The 15,763-nt window shown below is 70.3% G+C and carries 8 protein-coding genes, 1 tRNA gene and 1 pseudogene; 3 read left to right on the forward strand and 7 right to left on the reverse strand.

The window, feature by feature from the left end; genetic code table 11:
* Positions 1-50: 50 nt before the first annotated feature.
* The 3 genes from WME95_RS06390 to WME95_RS06400 form a co-directional block, all read right to left on the reverse strand.
* A complete protein-coding gene (locus WME95_RS06390) occupies positions 51-4,541 on the reverse strand; it encodes a translocation/assembly module TamB domain-containing protein (RefSeq protein ID WP_437907531.1) in 4,491 nt (1,496 codons plus the stop codon).
* A 155-nt stretch (positions 4,542-4,696) separates the two neighbouring features.
* Complete coding sequence (gene ettA / locus WME95_RS06395) at positions 4,697-6,370, reverse strand: energy-dependent translational throttle protein EttA (protein WP_437907532.1); 1,674 nt, start codon at positions 6,368-6,370, stop codon at positions 4,697-4,699.
* Positions 6,371-6,560: 190 nt separating this feature from the next.
* A complete protein-coding gene (locus tag WME95_RS06400; protein ID WP_437907533.1) occupies positions 6,561-8,147 on the reverse strand; it encodes a lipopolysaccharide biosynthesis protein in 1,587 nt (528 codons plus the stop codon).
* Positions 8,148-8,294: 147 nt separating this feature from the next.
* Between WME95_RS06400 and WME95_RS06405 the strand changes: the two genes are divergently transcribed.
* Positions 8,295-8,370, forward strand: a tRNA-Asn gene (locus tag WME95_RS06405).
* A gap of 465 nt (positions 8,371-8,835) precedes the next feature.
* On the opposite strand, the gene WME95_RS06410 is transcribed toward WME95_RS06405, so the two are convergent.
* Positions 8,836-9,624 carry an SDR family oxidoreductase gene (locus WME95_RS06410; protein WP_437907534.1) on the reverse strand — a complete coding sequence of 263 codons (789 nt, stop codon included), beginning with the start codon at positions 9,622-9,624 and terminating at the stop codon, positions 8,836-8,838.
* Complete coding sequence (locus WME95_RS06415) at positions 9,621-9,950, reverse strand: nuclear transport factor 2 family protein (protein WP_437907535.1); 330 nt, start codon at positions 9,948-9,950, stop codon at positions 9,621-9,623. Before WME95_RS06415 ends, WME95_RS06410 begins: the two co-directional genes overlap by 4 nt.
* 99 nt (positions 9,951-10,049) lie before the next feature.
* Between WME95_RS06415 and WME95_RS06420 the strand changes: the two genes are divergently transcribed.
* Positions 10,050-10,961 carry a LysR family transcriptional regulator gene (locus WME95_RS06420; RefSeq protein WP_437907536.1) on the forward strand — a complete coding sequence of 304 codons (912 nt, stop codon included), beginning with the start codon at positions 10,050-10,052 and terminating at the stop codon, positions 10,959-10,961.
* Positions 10,960-11,211: pseudogene (locus WME95_RS06425) on the forward strand (chromate transporter); the annotation flags it as partial. The gene WME95_RS06420 and the pseudogene WME95_RS06425, both read left to right, overlap by 2 nt.
* 134 nt (positions 11,212-11,345) lie before the next feature.
* Here the strand turns inward: WME95_RS06425 and WME95_RS06430 are convergent.
* Together WME95_RS06430 and WME95_RS06435 are read right to left on the reverse strand one after the other, a co-directional pair.
* Positions 11,346-14,519: an efflux RND transporter permease subunit gene (locus WME95_RS06430; protein ID WP_437907537.1), complete on the reverse strand. Its 3,174-nt coding sequence runs from the start codon at positions 14,517-14,519 to the stop codon at positions 11,346-11,348.
* A 12-nt stretch (positions 14,520-14,531) separates the two neighbouring features.
* The gene (locus tag WME95_RS06435) at positions 14,532-15,707 is read right to left on the reverse strand and encodes an efflux RND transporter periplasmic adaptor subunit (protein WP_437907538.1); all 1,176 of its coding nucleotides are present in this window, start codon (positions 15,705-15,707) and stop codon (positions 14,532-14,534) included.
* Positions 15,708-15,763: the final 56 nt, after the last annotated feature.

Consider the following 15,763-nt stretch of genomic DNA (forward strand, 5'->3'; position numbering starts at 1 on the left):
GGATCGAGCGCCGGGCGAGCGCCCTTCGAGCTCCATCCGCGGCTCGAACGTCACTCGAACTCGAGCCGCCACCTCAGGTCGGCGCCGACGTTGCCGAGCGGCGAGCTCGAGGCGTCGCTCGAGTTGTCGTACGACCCCTGGAGGCTCATCCGGTCGCTGAGCTTCACCTCGACGCCCGCGCGCACCTGGCTGCCTTGCGAGAGCCCCGTCGTCACGTTGGCGCGCACCGCGTCCGTGATGCGCTTGCCGATCGTCACCGTCGGCTCCGGGGCGCCGTTCTTGGACGAGTAGCCGGTGCCGAAGCGGAACTCGTCGATGAGGGGGACCATCGTCTTCACCGCCTTGTCGGCGCCCGTCAGCGACGAGAGCGCCTCGAGGCCCATGGTCTCGCCGAGCGACGACACGACGCCCTGGTTGAGCTCGGCGCGCGTCATGCCGAGCGTCAGCAGCAGGACGATGTCCTCCTGGCTGAGCGGCGGATCGCTCGTCAGGTTGAGCTGGAGGTTGTCGGCGTCGCCCTGGGCGTGCAGCTTGATGCGCCAGAGCCCGCTGGAGTTCGCGCTGCTGCCCGCGGCCGCGGCCGTCGGCGCCGTGGGCTCCGCGCCCGACGTCGCGTCCGCCGCGGCGGCGGTGCTCGTCGACGTGTAGCGGCGGTACTCGCTCTCGGCGCGCACGTCGACCTTGGGCGCGATGCGGAACGGATCGTCGAAGCGGACGTAGCCGTCCCGGACCTCGAACTCGGTGCTGCGCAGCATGAGCTTCGAGTCGGGCAGGATGCGCAGCGTGCCGCGCGCGCCGAAGCGCTGGTTCGTGCCCGAGAGCGCGAGCCCGGGCTGCGAGACCTCGAGCCGCATGTCGGCCAGATCGTTCGAGAAGCGGAGCGGGTTCGGCGAGGCGACGGTGACGTCGAACCGGACCACGTCGGCGGCGGGGTCGTAGGTCTGCACCGTCGTCCGCTGGCGCCCCGTGAGATCGCCGAGGTCCATGCTCATCAGGATGGGGCGCGTGTAGCTGAACGACGTGAGCGTGATCTTCCCCTCGACCCGCGGCAGGTTCTTCTCCCCCGACGCGTCGTCCTCGACGCCGGGCCGGAAGCTCGCCGTCAGGTTGGCGTTCGCGGTGAGGTTCACCCCGTCGGCGACCGGCAGCTTCACGCCGTTCGCCACGATGGATGCCTGCGCCGTGCCGAGGGTCAGGCCGCGCACCGGCATGTGCCCCACCGCGGTCACCGTGCCCGTGCCGACCCGCGCGCTCGCCTTCGTGAGGCGCACCTGGTCGCCGCCGATCGCGAACTCCACGTCGATGTCGTCGAGCGAGACCGGCAGGCCGACCACGTCGAGCTCGCCCTCCTTGAGCGTCGCCGAGCCCGTGTAGCGCAGCCCCTGGAGCGGCCCGGCCACCTGGACCTCGGCCTGCACCGTGCCCCGCGCGTGCCGGATCTGCGGGATGTCGGCGCTGAGCCGCGAGAGGCTCGTCGGGCTCACCCGGATCGCCACGTCGAGGTCCGGCGCCGTGAACACCCGCTTGACCTCGCCGGACGCCGTGAACGCGGCGGACAGGCGCGAGGCGGTGTGCGCCTCGAGGTGGAGCTCCGGCACCTTCAGCGTGTTGCCCGCGAGGCGGATCGGGCCGCTCGGGCGCGTGAGGTGGACCCCCTGGCCCTCCCGATCGAGCTTGAGCGCGTCGACCGTGAGCGTGAGCGCGGACTGCCGGAAATCCGTGAGGGGGAGCCGCTCGATGTCGAGCGACCCGGTCATCGTGCCCTTCGGCGCCGCCGCGAGGGCGGCGCCCGGGATCAGGTTCGCGAGCGTGCCCAGGTCGAGCGCGTCCATGCGCACGTCCCCGTCCACGATCTTGCGCCGCTGGCGCGTGACGCGGAGCCCCTTCAGCGCGACCTGCCCGCCGAACAGCGAGCCGTTCGCGACGAAGGAGCCGTCGGGGAGGTCGCGCTCGTACTCCGCCGGCTCGAACGGCGCGCCCTGGGGGTTGCCGCAGATCGGCGTCCTGCCGATGATCTTCGGCGGCTTGTCGTTCGGCAGGATCGTGAGCTCGACCCGCGAGGGCGGCAGGCTCGCGTGCGCGCGGCGGATGCCGACGCGCGAGACGTGCACGTCCGCGAAGCCGGCGAGCCTGCTCACGGTGCCGCCCAGGCTGGCGACGACCGACACCGAGCCGTCGAACTGCGAGGCCGCCGCCCCGAGCCCGTCGATCCGCGAGAGCGGGAGGCCGCTCGCGATGACGCTCCCCTTCAGCGCGCCGCCGTGCGCCACGGAGGCGCTCGCCAGCACGGAGCCCGTGCCCTTGCGCAGCGACGCCGAGCGGACGTCGAGCCGCATGCCGTCGGCGCCGGCGGCCTGGTCGTCCCAGATCATGTCGAGGTCGACCTCGCCCTCGTCGAAGCGCTCGTCGAGCAGCTCGACGCCGGTGAGCCGCATGCCCGCGTTCACGGCGAGGTAGCCGCCGCCGCAGCGGTCCTCGGGGCCGCCGAGCGCGAAGTGGGCGCGGGCCGTCCCGCTCGCGGTCGCCTTGTAGTCGGCGAACCGCGGATCCTTGTCGAGGCGGAGCACCTCGAGCAGGTCGCGCGCGGCGAGGTGCGGCGCCTCGCGCGTGTCGACGGTCGCGTCCACGACGACGATCCCCGCCGAGCTGTCGAGCGGGCGGCCCTTGGGCAGGTTGCCGGCCGGGTCGAAATCGACCTTGATCGACGGGACCCGGACGCGGCTCGCCCCGTGCCGGACCCGCGCGTTCTCGAGCGTCAGGGCGAGCGGCTCGAACGCGACCGGCGAGGGCTCGAGGTCGCCGATGGGGAAGCCGCCGAACACGAACTTCTCGATGCCGACCTCGCCTGTGAGCTTCGGGTGCTCGTACGAGCCGTGCATCGCGGCCTTCAGCGTGGCGACGCCGGCGAGCTCGAGCGCCGCGAGCGGCGAGACCTCCGCGAGGTCCACGCGCGAGCCCGGGTGGACCTCGACCCCGAGCTGGTCGTTGAAGCCGAGCGAGACGGTGGTCCTGAGGTGCGAGCTCGGCGTGTCGATCGAGAAGCCCGAGAGCACGACGGCGTTCGGGCGCACCTGGAACGAGCCTCGGACCGTGGCCTCCTTGACGCCCGTCAGGCGCTTGCGGGCAGGGTCCTTCGTCGGGTGATCGAAGATCTCGAAGCCGTGCGTCTGCACGGCGAGCGGGCCCTCGAGGGAGAGCGGGGACAGCGTGCCGCCGAAGCGATCGAACCTCCCCTCGCGCAGCGTCCACGCGACGTGCGCCTGCGGGTGGACCGCGAGGTCGCGGAGCAGGCCGGGCAGCTCGACGTTGGCGAGGTCGATCGGCCCGGCCTGGAGCGGCACGCCCTTCTCGAACGGCTTGATCTCCGCGCTCGAGATCTTCAGCGTGCCGTCGGCCCAGGCGACGTCGGTGTCGGAGAGCTGCACGGCGTCCGGCGTCGTCGAGACCTTGCCCGCGAGGCGCGTGGCGAAGACCCTGCCGTCGAGGCCCGGCCGGTCGAGCAGGAGCGTGCCCTTGAGGCGGGGGAGCGCAAGGCCGAGCGGCGCGGACGCCGCGTCGTACTCCGCGTCGACGTCGAGCGAGACCGAGCCGGACGCGGGCGGCAGGTTCACGAAGCGGTGCACGATCGGCACGGGGAGGCGCGCCCGCACGCGGCCCTCGATCCGGTGGGGCATGCCGTCGCCGAGGCCGACGGCGCGGAGGGCGCCGAGCTCGAGCTCCACCCGGCGCCAGTCGCCGTCCTGGAGCGCGCAGGGCGGCGTGGTGCCGGGATCCGGGTCGAAGTCGGCGGCGCCCTCGAGGATCAGCCGGCGGACGAGCGCGCGGCCCGGCTCGACGCGGACGCGCGTGTCGAAGCGGCAGACGACGTCCTCGTCGACGCTGTCCTCCTCGGCCTCGTGGCCGGGCGCGGGGTGCGTGTGGACGACCGAGACGAGGCCGGAGCGCATCGCGATCTCGAACGCGTCCGACGGCTCGGCGGAGACGTCGACGTCGACCTCGGTGGCCTGGACGCGGATATTGTCGATCGTCAGGTCGACCCGCGCGTCGGTGATGGCCACCGAGGAGAGCGGCGCGCGGTCGAGGCCGCCCCCGCCGCCCTTGCCGGTGCTCGGGAGGGTGAGGTTGCGGAGCTCCCCGTCCTTCAGCACCGCGCGGACGCGGGGGCCGATGATCTCGACGTCCCCGGCGTCGATGTGCCCCGCGAGCAGCGAGAACAGGCGCGGGCGGATGGCCACGCGCTCGAGCTCGAGGAACGGCGCGCCGCCGTCCGAGGAGTCGACGACGAGCCGGTTCAGGCCGACCATGAGGGGCCAGGCCTGGACGCGCACGTCGTAGCGGGCCGTGATGCCGAGCTCGCGCTGGAGCAGCGCCGCCGTCTCGCGCGCCGCCCAGGCCCGCACCGTCTCGGTGCGCACGAGGAAGCCGAGCGCGAGCGGGATCGCGCCGATCAGCGCGAACAAGACGCACAAAACGCGCACGGCGAGGCGCCCCCAGTCCCTGCGGGCGCTCGGCGGGGAGCCCTTTCTCCTCGTGCCGTGCATCGGGCGCAGCTTAGCTGAAGAGCGGTCGGACGCTTACGTGGGCGGGGTGATCCTGTGACCAGAAAATACCGGTGCGTGCGCGTCGCACCCGACCGGAAACGTGCTCCGGGGAGGAATGCCGCGGGGGCGCCGTGCGAGGCGCGCCGGGCCCCGGGTCAGCCCGCGGTGAGCTTGCGGTAGCGGAGCTTGCGGGGCTCGGCCGCGTCGGCGCCGAGGCGGCGCTTCAGGTCGGCCTCGTAGTCGGCGTAGTTGCCCTCGAACCAGACGACCTTGCTGTCGCCCTCGAAGGCGAGGATGTGGGTCGCGATCCGGTCGAGGAACCAGCGATCGTGGCTGATGACCACGGCGCAGCCGGCGAAGTTGAGCAGCGCCTCCTCGAGCGAGCGGAGCGTGTCGACGTCGAGGTCGTTGGTGGGCTCGTCGAGCAGGAGGACGTTGCCGCCGCGGCGGAGCAGCTTGGCGAGGTGGAGGCGGTTGCGCTCGCCGCCGGAGAGATCGCGGACCTTCTTCTGCTGGTCGCTGCCGGCGAAGTTGAAGCTCGCGACGTACGCGCGCGAGTTGACCTCGCGCTTGCCGACGAGGAGGCGGTCCTCGCCGCCGGAGATCTCCTGCCAGACGTTGTTGTTCGGGTTGAGCGCGTCGCGCGACTGGTCGACGTACGCGAGCTCCACGGTCTCGCCGAGCTTGAGCGCGCCGCCGTCGGGCTTCTCGAGGCCCATGATCATGCGGAAGAGCGTGGTCTTGCCGGCGCCGTTCGGCCCGATGATGCCGACGATGCCGCCGCGCGGGAGCGAGAAGCTGAGGTCGTCGATGAGGACGCGGTCGCCGAAGCCCTTGCGGAGGTGCTCGGCCTCGACGACCACGTTCCCGAGCCGCTGGCCGGCGGGGATGTGGATCTCGTTCTCCTCGACCTTCTTCGACCTGTCCTCGGCGAGCAGCGTCTCGTAGGCGGCGAGGCGGGCCTTGCTCTTGGCCTGGCGGGCGCGCGGGGCCAGGCGCACCCACTCGAGCTCGCGCTCCAGGGTGCGCTTGCGCGCGCTCTCCTGCTTCTGCTCCAGCTCGAGGCGCTTCTTCTTCTGCTCGAGCCAGCCGGTGTAGTTGCCCTCGTACGGGATGCCGGCGCCGCGGTCGAGCTCGAGGATCCAGCCGGCGACGTTGTCGAGGAAGTACCGGTCGTGGGTGACCGCGACGACGGTGCCGGGGTAGTCGTGGAGGAAGCGCTCGAGCCAGGCGACGCTCTCGGCGTCGAGGTGGTTGGTCGGCTCGTCGAGCAGCAGGATGTCCGGCTTCTCGAGGAGGAGCCTGCAGAGGGCGACGCGGCGGCGCTCGCCGCCGGAGAGCTTGGTGACGTCGGCGTCGGGCGGCGGCAGCCGGAGGGCGTCCATGGCGCGCTCGACGACGCGGTCGATCTCCCAGCCGTTCGCGGCCTCGATCTTGTCCTGGAGCGCGGCGTACTCCTCGAGGAGCGCCTCCATGTCGGGGGGCGACTCGCCGAGCTTCGCGCCGATCTCCTCGAAGCGCTGGACGAGGGAGCGGACGTCGTGGACCGCCATCTCGACGTGCTCCTGCACGGTCTTGCTGGCCTCGAGCTGCGGCTCCTGGGCGAGGTAGCCGATGCGGATGCCGTCGGCGGGCTTCGCCTCGCCGAGGTACTCCTTGTCGACGCCCGCCATGATGCGCAGCAGGGTGCTCTTGCCGGCGCCGTTCGAGCCGAGGACGCCGATCTTCGCGCCCGGGTAGAAGGAGAGCCACAGGCCCTTCAGCACCTCCTTGTTCGGGGGGTGCACCTTCCGGACATCCTGCATCGTGAAGATGAATTGAGGGGCCACGTCTTCGCCTGTCTGTGCGTGCCCGGCGCGCCGTGGGGCTCCGCTCGGCCTTCGAGCGGGCGCGGCGCTGGCCGGGCTGGGGGGAGAGGCCGTATGCGAGATCGCCGGCTGACGGTCAAGAGGGCGTCGAGGCGGCTGTAGGCGGGCGCGCAGGGCGCGCGCCGGGACGGACGCGGGCGTGCGCGCGGAGCTAGGCGCGGCGCGCGCCGCGCCCGAACGTCTGCTTGAGGGCGGCGAGGTCCTCGCGGCCGACCTCGCGCGTGGCGATGAGCACGGCGAGGTACACGAGGGCGACCAGGATCGCCTCGCCGAGCACGGCGATCTTGCCGAGCCACGGGAGCTGCGCGCCCACGGCGATCCCGGCGAGCAGCGCGGCGCCGACGCGGAGCGCCGTCCGGGCGGGGACGAAGCCGCCGGCGGCGCGGTGGAGCAGGACGCCGCCGGCGACCGCGGCGGTGGCCAGCGCGAGCGAGGTGGCGACGGCGGAGCGCACGAGCATGTCGGGGCCGAACGCGGCGCGCGGGACGGCGATCGAGCAGCCGGTGGCGACGAGGACGACGGTGGTGGCGGTGAGGGCGGCGGCGATGCGCTCCCGGTGCAGGCTGGTGAGCGCGGCCGAGGCGACGCCGAGGACGGCGAACGCGCCCATGCCGAGGGAGAGGACGCGGAGCGTGTCGCCGCCGCGGCTCCAGATCTCGACAGGGAAGGCGAAGCGCAGGACGTGCGGGGCGAGGCCCGAGATCGGGGCGCAGAGGAGCCCGGTGAGCAGGAACGAGAGGCGGACGCCCGTCATGGCGTAGCGGCGGACCGCGGCGCGGTCGTTCTCGGCGTGCGCGCGGGCGAGCATCGGGAAGAGGATGAACGTGACCGAGAGCAGCAGCTGGTACGGCAGGAACGCGAAGAGCTGCGCGCCGCGGTAGACGCCGATGAGGTCGTCGGCGGCCTTGGCGCCGAGCGCGAGCCCGCTCGTGGCCTGCCCGAGGAAGCGGCGGAGGAGGAAGAAGTCGGTCTGGAGCAGGAGGTTCAGGAACGTCTGCGAGACGGCGAGCGGCAGGAGGAAGGCGGCGTGCTCGCGGATCGAGGGGCCGGCGCTGCCGCGGCGGCCGAGGCCCGTCCTGGTGAGCGCGAGGGGGACGATGACGGCGGCCGCGGCGACGAAGCCGGCGATCGCGCCGAGGACGCCGCTCTGGCCGGCGCGGAGGAAGAGCAAGGCGAAGGCGGCGATGCTCGCGGTGCGGAGCGCGCCGTAGCCGACGTCGAAGGCGGCCTGCGTGACGAAGCGCCGCTGGCCGTTGAGCGCGCCGACGAGCGGGGCGTAGAGGCCGTAGAGGAGCACGACGGCGGCGGCGAGCCGCAGCGGGCCCGCGACGTGCGGGGCCTCGGAGAAGTCGGCGATGGCGCCGGCGAGGAGCGCGAAGCCGGCGGAGACGACCACGGCGAGGAGGGCGTGGAGGGCGAGCGTGCGGCGGAAGGCGGCGGCGACGTCCTCTTCCGCGACGCTGGAGACGGCGCGCGAGACGCCCTGGATGCCGGTCGCGACGATGACGTTGTTGACGACGCCGACGCCCGCGAGGACGACGGAGACCGCGCCGTAGCCGTCGGTGCCGAGCAGGCGGGGGAGGATGAGCTGCTGGACGAAGCCGAAGAGGATGAAGGAGACCTTGGCGCCGGCGATGGCGAGGCCGCCGCGGCCGGCGGAGCGGGCGGCGGAGGGGGCCGGAGAGGGTGCCGGGGCGTCCGGCGGCTGCGGCGGGAAGGGCACGGCGGCGTGCTGCACGGCGGCGTTGTCGCAGAAGCACGCCGGGCGGGCAATCTCGCGCGGAGCGGGCGAGCACACCGGGGCGTCACGCAAACTTCAGCGGCGGTGCGGATTCGCTTGACGGGAAGGCCTCGCTGACTATCCTCGCGCCCGTCTCCAACGCATTCCAGCTTAGCTCAGTTGGTAGAGCAGGCGGCTGTTAACCGCCGGGTCGCTGGTTCGAGTCCAGCAGCTGGAGCCATTTCTTCCTCCTCGCGAACATCGCGAGAGGCGTCAGTAGACAGCGGCCCCTGAGAGCGATCTCCGGGGCCGTTGCCTTTTCTCCCCCTGATTCCCCGAGGGTTTGCGCGTCGGCGAGCGTCGTGTGCGCCGGGTTCGCGGACGCGCTGAGAGCGCCGCGAGCGCAAAGACGGCCGCGTCGAGCGAGCGCGGGACAGTTGAACGCCGGGGCGTGGTCCCGCACGGGGCTCGAACCCTTGACGGCGCGAAAGGGTTCACGCCGTGCCGTCGGGCATCCACGCCCTGGGGACGAGAGCTTTGCCGTCACGCCACTCGTCCACAGACTGGGCACGTCAGCGAGAAGTCGGCGCTCGAAGCGCTCCTGCCGAAAGGCGCGTTCCGCGGGAGCCGGTACCCCGAGGCGCAGATGGCGAGCCTCGACAGCGAACGCTAGGAGTCGCGCGGCTCCGGGAGGCATCTCCTGCCCTCAGACGGTCCGAACGGTGCCGCCGTCGATGACGAACTCGGCGCCGTGGATCGCGGCAGCGCGGTCGGAGGCGAGGTAGGCGATGAGGTCGGCGACCTCGGCCGGCTCGGCGGGGCGCCCGATCGGGATCCCGCCCAGGCTGTCGAGCACGAGCTGCCTCGCATCTTCGATCGTGCCGCCATTCGCGGCCTGCAGACGCTTCAGCAGTTCGGCGGACGACTCGGTCATGATCCAGCCGGGGGAGACGACGTTGACCCGCACGCCCTTCGGTCCGAGCTCCTTGGAGAGCGACTTGCTGTAGGTCCTGAGCGCGGCCTTGGCGGCGGCGTAGGCCGTGGTCGACTCGGGCAGAGGCAGGACCGACTGGATGGAGGTGACGTGCACCACCGCGCCGGCGCCTCGCTCGATCATCTGCGGAACGAGGAGGCGATCAAGACGGACCGTGGCGAGGAGGTTCAGGTTCAGCTCGGCGAGCCAGTGTTCGTCGGTCAGGGCGACGAAGCCGCCGCCCGGCGACGCCGAGCCGCCGATCACGTGGGCGAGGATGTCGACGCCGCCCATGCGCTCGAGCGCCGCCTTGGCCAGCGTTTGCCCGCCCTCGGGCGTCGCCAGGTCCGCTTGGACGAACTCGACGCCGGCGATGGGCTCCGGGGTCCCGCGCGCGGCGGTGATCACTCGCGCGCCGCCGGCCCGGAAGCGGTCGACGGTGGCGCGGCCCGCACCCTTGGTGCCGCCGCTGACGAGGACGCGCTTTCCCGCGAACTCGGTGGGATCGGCTTTGATGTTCACGCCGTGATCTCCAGGGCTTTGATGGCGCCCTTTACGAGCGTGAACCGATAGGTGAAGCGGATCGGGCTGCCCTTGAAGTCGCCGTGGGCGGGGCCTTCGACCACGACCTGACCGTTCTCGTGGCGAGCCGTATCCGGCGTGAAGATCGCCTTGGCGGGGATCACGGCTTCCTCGAGCAAGCTCCGCAGCTCGGCGTGGCCCTGGTGACGCCTCCCGTTGTCGATGAGGACGGCGTCGGCGGCGAAGGGGGCGAGCATTCCGTCGACGTCGAGGCGCGCGTTGGCTTCGACGTAGGCAGCGATGGGCATGGGTAGCGATGGCGTCATGGCGGTCTCCTCTGCGTTGCTTTCTTCGAAGAGATTAGCCTCGCCGAACGAAATAAAAATACGAGGAATCGTGCATGCTATGGGTAGCGAAGCTAAACAATGCGTGACGAACTATCCGGGCTTCGGGCGTTCCTCTGCGTCGCCGAAAAGCGCAGTTTTCGGGCGGCAGCTGCCGAGCTGGGGGTGACGCCCTCGGCGGTGAGTCAGATCGTGCGCGCCCTCGAAGAGCGCGTCGGCGTGCGGCTGCTCCAGCGAACCACGCGCAACGTCGGGCTGACCGAGGCCGGCGAGCACTTCATCGCGCAGCTCAAGCCCGCCTTCGACGGGATCGACGTCGCGTTCGAGTCGCTCATGGCCAGGAACGGGAGGCCGTCGGGACTGCTCCGCCTCACGATGCTCCGGACCGGGTACAACGACGTCATCAAGCCCAAGCTCGCGGCCTTTCTCGCCGCGTACCCCGACATCCGCATCTACATCTGCCTCGAGGAGGCGCTGTCGAACATCGTCGCCGAAGGTTTCGACGCGGGGATACGCCTCGGCCAGAGCCTCGATCGCGAGATGATCGCCGTTCGCGTGAGCCCGGACCAGCGCCTCGTGGTCGTCGGCTCGCGGGACTACTTCGCGCGCCGGGGCAAGCCCACACACCCGCGCGAGCTCCACGAGCACGAGTGCATCGGCCTGCGCATGTCGACGGGCGCGGTCGCCCCGTGGAAGTTCGTCGAGGGCGACAAGGAGCTGGAGCTGGCCATCGACGGTCGCGTGGTGACCAACGACGGATCGGTGTTGGTGGACGCTGCCGTCGAGGGCGTCGGGCTCGCGTACGTCTTCGAAGACATGGTGAGCGCGCTGGTGTCCGAGAAGCGACTCGTGCGGGTGCTCGACAGGTATTGCCCGAAGATCCCGGGCTACTTTCTCTACTATCCGAGCCGGGCGAACCTCGCCCCCAAGCTCGAGGTGCTGATCGACTTTCTGAAGAAAGGCGTCCTGGGCCGGCGAGGCGCGCGCGGATGACGACGCGCACTACGGCGACCTGGGCGCGCTCTGCCAGTTCCTCCCCGGCCCCGCGAGCAGTCAGGTCGTGTTCGCGCTCGGGATACAGCGTGCCGGCCTCCTCGGCGCGGTCGTCGCCTCGACGTGCTTCACGCTCCCGTCGGCGCTGCTCATGATCGGCTTCGCCCAGGGCGTCGCTCGCGCCTCCGCCCTGCACGACGCCGGCTGGCTGCACGGGCTGAAGCTCGCGGCCGTCGCGGTCGTCGCGCAGGGGGCCCGAGAACCAGAAGAAGCGCGTCGGCGGGTAGCTCGTGCCGGCCGCCTCAAGGAGGTCCTTCAGCGTGATCGGCTGCGCCCACGGTGAAGACGAGACCAGGATTCCAAACGGCCACGCCCACCACGCTCTCATCGGACGACCTCCACCGCGTTCGCGACGTCGGCGGCCACCTCGCCCCTGCCTGCCCCTTCGCCGAGGAACTCCGTCAGCTCCTGCTCTCCGCGATCTTCATGCGGCTCGCGTCTCCGGCGTGCGAACCACGCCGACACGTCGTCGAGGATGGAGTATGTGACGGGAGCAGCGAGGAGCGTCAGGACCAACGAGAGCGTCTGACCGCCGAGGACGATGCCCGCGGTAGCATGATTGACCTCCGAGCCGATGCCCTTCGCGAGCATCAGCGGGATCATCCCCGCTACGAACGCGAGGGTCGTCATGAGGATCGGGCGCAGCCTCTCGCGGTTCGCCCCCATGATGGCGTCGAGCCGCGTCATGCCTCGAGCGCGGAGTACGTTCGTCTGTGAGACTTGCAGGATCGCGTTCTTCTTCACGACGCCGAAGAGGACGAGCAGCCCCAGCCCAGAGAAGAGATTGAGCGACTGCTGGAATATCAGCAGGGAGAGCAGCGCGAACGGCACCGTCAGCGGCAACGTCACGAGGATCGAAATAGGGAGCACCCACGAGTCGAACTGAGCCGCGAGGACGAGGTACATGAAGATGAAGCCGAGGACGAAGACAAGCAGGAACGCCGGGCCGCTGCGTAGCTGCTCTTTGGTCTGCCCGAGCGGCATCAGCCGGCCGCCCTCCGGGAGCCCCTCGGCGGCGACGAGCCTGTTGATCGTTGCCATCGTGTCGCTGTCGCTATAGCCCGCGGCCGGATTCGCGGTGATCGTCACTTGACGCTGGCGCGAAAGGCGGTCGATGACGGCAGGACCCTCGGCCTCGCTCAGCGCGACCACGCTCGACAGTGGTACCGAGCCGCGCTTCGACGACGGAACATCCACGGCGGCGAGCGCCTCTGGGCTCGCTCTCCACGCGGCTTCGCCGCGCACCTGCACGTCGTACTGCTCACCAGATTCCGCGTACGTGGAAGCCTTGAGCCCCGCGACGAACAGACGGAGCGTCTCCGAGATGTCCGCGACGCGAACCCCGAGATCTCCCGCACGGTCTCGATCGACGCGCGCCCGGACCTCAGGCTTCCCGAGGACGAGCGAACTGTCGACGTCGACCGCCGTCGGGGACCTCCGCAGCTCTGCGACGATTCGCTCGCTCTTGGCCGTGAGCTCTTCGAGATTGGAGCCGGTGATCGCATAGCTGACGCGCGCTGTAGACGAACCCGTGCTGAACGCTTGGACCTCAGCCACGCCCAGGCGCAGCTCCTTCGGGTAGCTCGGGAGGAGCCTCGTGCGCACCGTATCCATCAGCGCCATCTGGCTGTGTTCGCGCCGCAACGGGTCCGAGAGGAACGCCCTGACCTTCGCGAGGTTCGCCGTCTGCTGCGGGTCTTCGGCGACCGTTGTGAGCGTGTGCTCCACGCCCGGCAGGCTACGAACGTCGAGCGCGATCCGCTCCGCGATCAGCTGCGTTTCCTCCAGAGAGCTCCCCTCGGGAGCGCGAATCGAAACTTCGAACTCCCCTCGGTCCTGAGGCGGGATGAAGCCGGCAGGGAGGCCGCGCATCATCGGGCCGCACGACCCAAGGGTGGCGACCATGGTCAGCACCATCACCCATCGATGCGTCATCACCCACCTGAGAGCCCGCAGGTACACGCGTTCCATAGGCACATAGACCGTGTCGACGACGCGCGCGAGCAGCGGCGTTCCGCGATCGCTCGTGAGCATGCGCGAAGCCATCGCGGGCGTGAGCGTGAAGCTGACGAGCATCGAGACAGCGATGCTGATCGCCATCGTGATGCCAAAGCTGCTAAGGAAACGCCCGATGATTCCGCTCATCATCGCGACCGGAACGAACACGGCCAGGAGCGAGAACGTCGTCGCGAGGACGGCGAGACCGATCTCCCTGGTGGCCAGGACCGCCGCCATGAAGGGCTTGCGATTCTTCTCCTTGATCCAGCGAACGATGTTCTCCAGGACGACGATCGCGTCATCGATCACGATGCCGACCGCCAGCGCGAGCGCGAGCAGCGTCAAGAAGTTGAGCGTCAGGCCCAAGGCCTTCATGACAGCGAACGTGCCGATCACCGAGATTGGGATGGAGATCGCCGCGATCAGCGTGCTCCGCGCATCGCCCAGGAACACCAACACGACGAGGGCCGCGAGGAGGCCACCGACGATCAGGTGCTCGAGGAGCGCGCGCGTGCCATTGCGGATGATCGTCGAGTTGTCACGAATCAGCTCGACAGCTACGTCGGATGGGAGGGAACCTCGAATGTCGTCCAGCTGGGCCTTCACGGCATCGGTTACCGCGACGGTGTTCTGCCCCGCCTGCTTCACGACCGAGAAGACCACCGTTCGCTCCGAGTCGAGCTGCGCGAAGGAGCGCGCGTCCTCCTCTGCATCCTCGACGCGAGCGACATCCTCGACGCGAACCGTGCCGCCGTTCACCTGCCGAACGACGATTCGAGCAAGCTCCCTCGGTGAGGCGACCCGGCCGTCGACGCGTAGCGTCGCCGAGAACGGTCCAGCGACGAGACTACCTCCCGGCGCTGCTTGGCTTTGAAGGCCGATCGCGTTGAATACCTCCGTTGCGGTGACGCCGCGTGCGCGCGAGGCAACTGGATCGAGCCACACACGAAGTTGGCGCTTCCGGCCGCCGATCATGTTGACTTGCCCGACGCCCGCGATGGTCTCCAGGCGTCGGCGGACGACCTTGTCCGCGAGCTCGGTGGTCTCGCGAATCGGCCGATTCGATCGTACCGCGAGGAGCGCGACTGGCGCCGCCGTCGGGTCAACCTTTGCCACGACCGGCGGCTCGATGCCCTTCGGGAGGTCTCCCAGGACTCCCTGGACCTTGTCACGTACCTCCTGTGCCGCACCGTCAGCGCTCTTGCTCAGGTCGAAGGTGACGACGACCATGCTGACACCCTCGGCCGATGTAGAGCGAAGCTCATCCACGCCCGCGATCGTGTTCAGTGCGGCCTCGAGCTTGTCGCTCACCTCAGTCTCGACCTCCTGGGGCGCCGCGCCCGGCAGTCGCGCGGTGACGATCACGATTGGGATATCGACCGACGGGAACTCATCAACTCCGAGCCCGCGATAGCCCGAGGCACCGAGAACGACGACGAGGAGCATGAGCACGGCCGCGAATACAGGCCGACGAACGGAGATCAGCGCAAGCCATTGCATCGTCGTTGTTCCTCACTCGGCGAACAGCCCGTTCTTCACTTCTTCACCAGGCTCACGCACGATCCGCTCGTCGCGGGAGACCCCCTTCAGCACAGCGACTTCGTCACCGACCTTCGGCCCGAGCTGCACGGCCCGCTCCTCGATCCGGCCATCGCGCACGACGAAGACGCGACTGGTGCCCTCGCGAACAACCACCGCCGACGAAGGCACGACGGACGCCGATTTTGTTCCCAACTGGAACTCTACCGTCGCGAACATTCCGGGGCGCAACAGGTGGCCGTCGTTGAGCACGGTCGCCTCGGCGATCACGTCCCGAGTCTCTGACCGAACTACGGGCGATACTCGGGCCAGCGTTCCGGAGAAGGTCCGAGTCCCGTAGGTGGCGACACGAAACGTAAGCGCCGCGCCTCTCTTCAGACCGCCCAGATGGATCTCAGGGACGGAGATGCGGAGCCGGAGCTCGTCGAGCGAGACGAGCGTCGCGATCCTCGTCGTCGGCGTGACGAACTGCCCCACCTCGACGAAGCGCTCGACGAGGTGACCATCCATCGGCGCGCGGATGGTGCCGTCTGACACGTACTGCGCCGCCATGGTAGCCTGGACCTGGGAGGCGACCATGGTGCCCTTGGCGATCTTGCACTGCCAGCTTTGCCTCTCCCACTCTGCCATCGGAACTGCGCCCGACGCCGCGAGCGTCTCCGTGCGGGCGCACTCTTGCGCCTGGAGCTCCGCCTGGTCGCTGGCCACCTTGGCTTGGGCGTTCGCAACGCCTGCTTGCAAGGCGACGAGGCGCACATCGAGCTTGGCCAGCGCGGCGTGCTTCTCGACCGGATCGCCCCGTTCTCCGTGGACGGCAACCACGCGGCCCGTCGCATTGGCTGCGATGTCGTTGACGGTCGTCGCCTCGAGCGCGCCAGTGACCAACAACGTGTCCGGGATCGGCTTGGTGACGGCGCCGACCGTGTCGACCTTCAGCCGCTTCGGCGCCGACGTGTGCACCTCGGTCCTCTCTTGCTGGCAGCCGCTCGTGGCCAGCCAGGCCGCCATCGCGACGGCGAGGGCGGCGCGCCCAAGCCATGAGCGCCCCAGGCTCGCGAGGTTGGTTCGTCGCCGCAGCGCCTCGCCCTGCGAAGGGTGTCCCGTGGACACCGCCGGCGAACGTCCTTCCGGCGAGGTCGGCGGACGCATATCGCAACTTATATTGTTGCGTGATCGGGCGCGCGAAAGCGGGGAAAGCGGGGATA

It is taken from the genome of Sorangium sp. So ce327 (assembly GCF_051530205.1).
Lineage (GTDB): Bacteria > Myxococcota_A > Polyangia > Polyangiales > Polyangiaceae > Sorangium > Sorangium cellulosum_B.

Coding starts and splice junctions, on each gene's coding strand:
- WME95_RS06435 (WP_437907538.1), bottom strand. CDS start 15,707: ATGCGTCCGCCGACCTCGCCGGAAGGACGTTCGCCGGCGGTGTCCACG.
- WME95_RS06415 (WP_437907535.1), bottom strand. CDS start 9,950: ATGACGCCATCGCTACCCATGCCCATCGCTGCCTACGTCGAAGCCAAC.
- WME95_RS06390 (WP_437907531.1), bottom strand. CDS start 4,541: ATGCACGGCACGAGGAGAAAGGGCTCCCCGCCGAGCGCCCGCAGGGAC.
- WME95_RS06430 (WP_437907537.1), bottom strand. CDS start 14,519: ATGCAATGGCTTGCGCTGATCTCCGTTCGTCGGCCTGTATTCGCGGCC.
- WME95_RS06420 (WP_437907536.1), top strand. CDS start 10,050: ATGCGTGACGAACTATCCGGGCTTCGGGCGTTCCTCTGCGTCGCCGAA.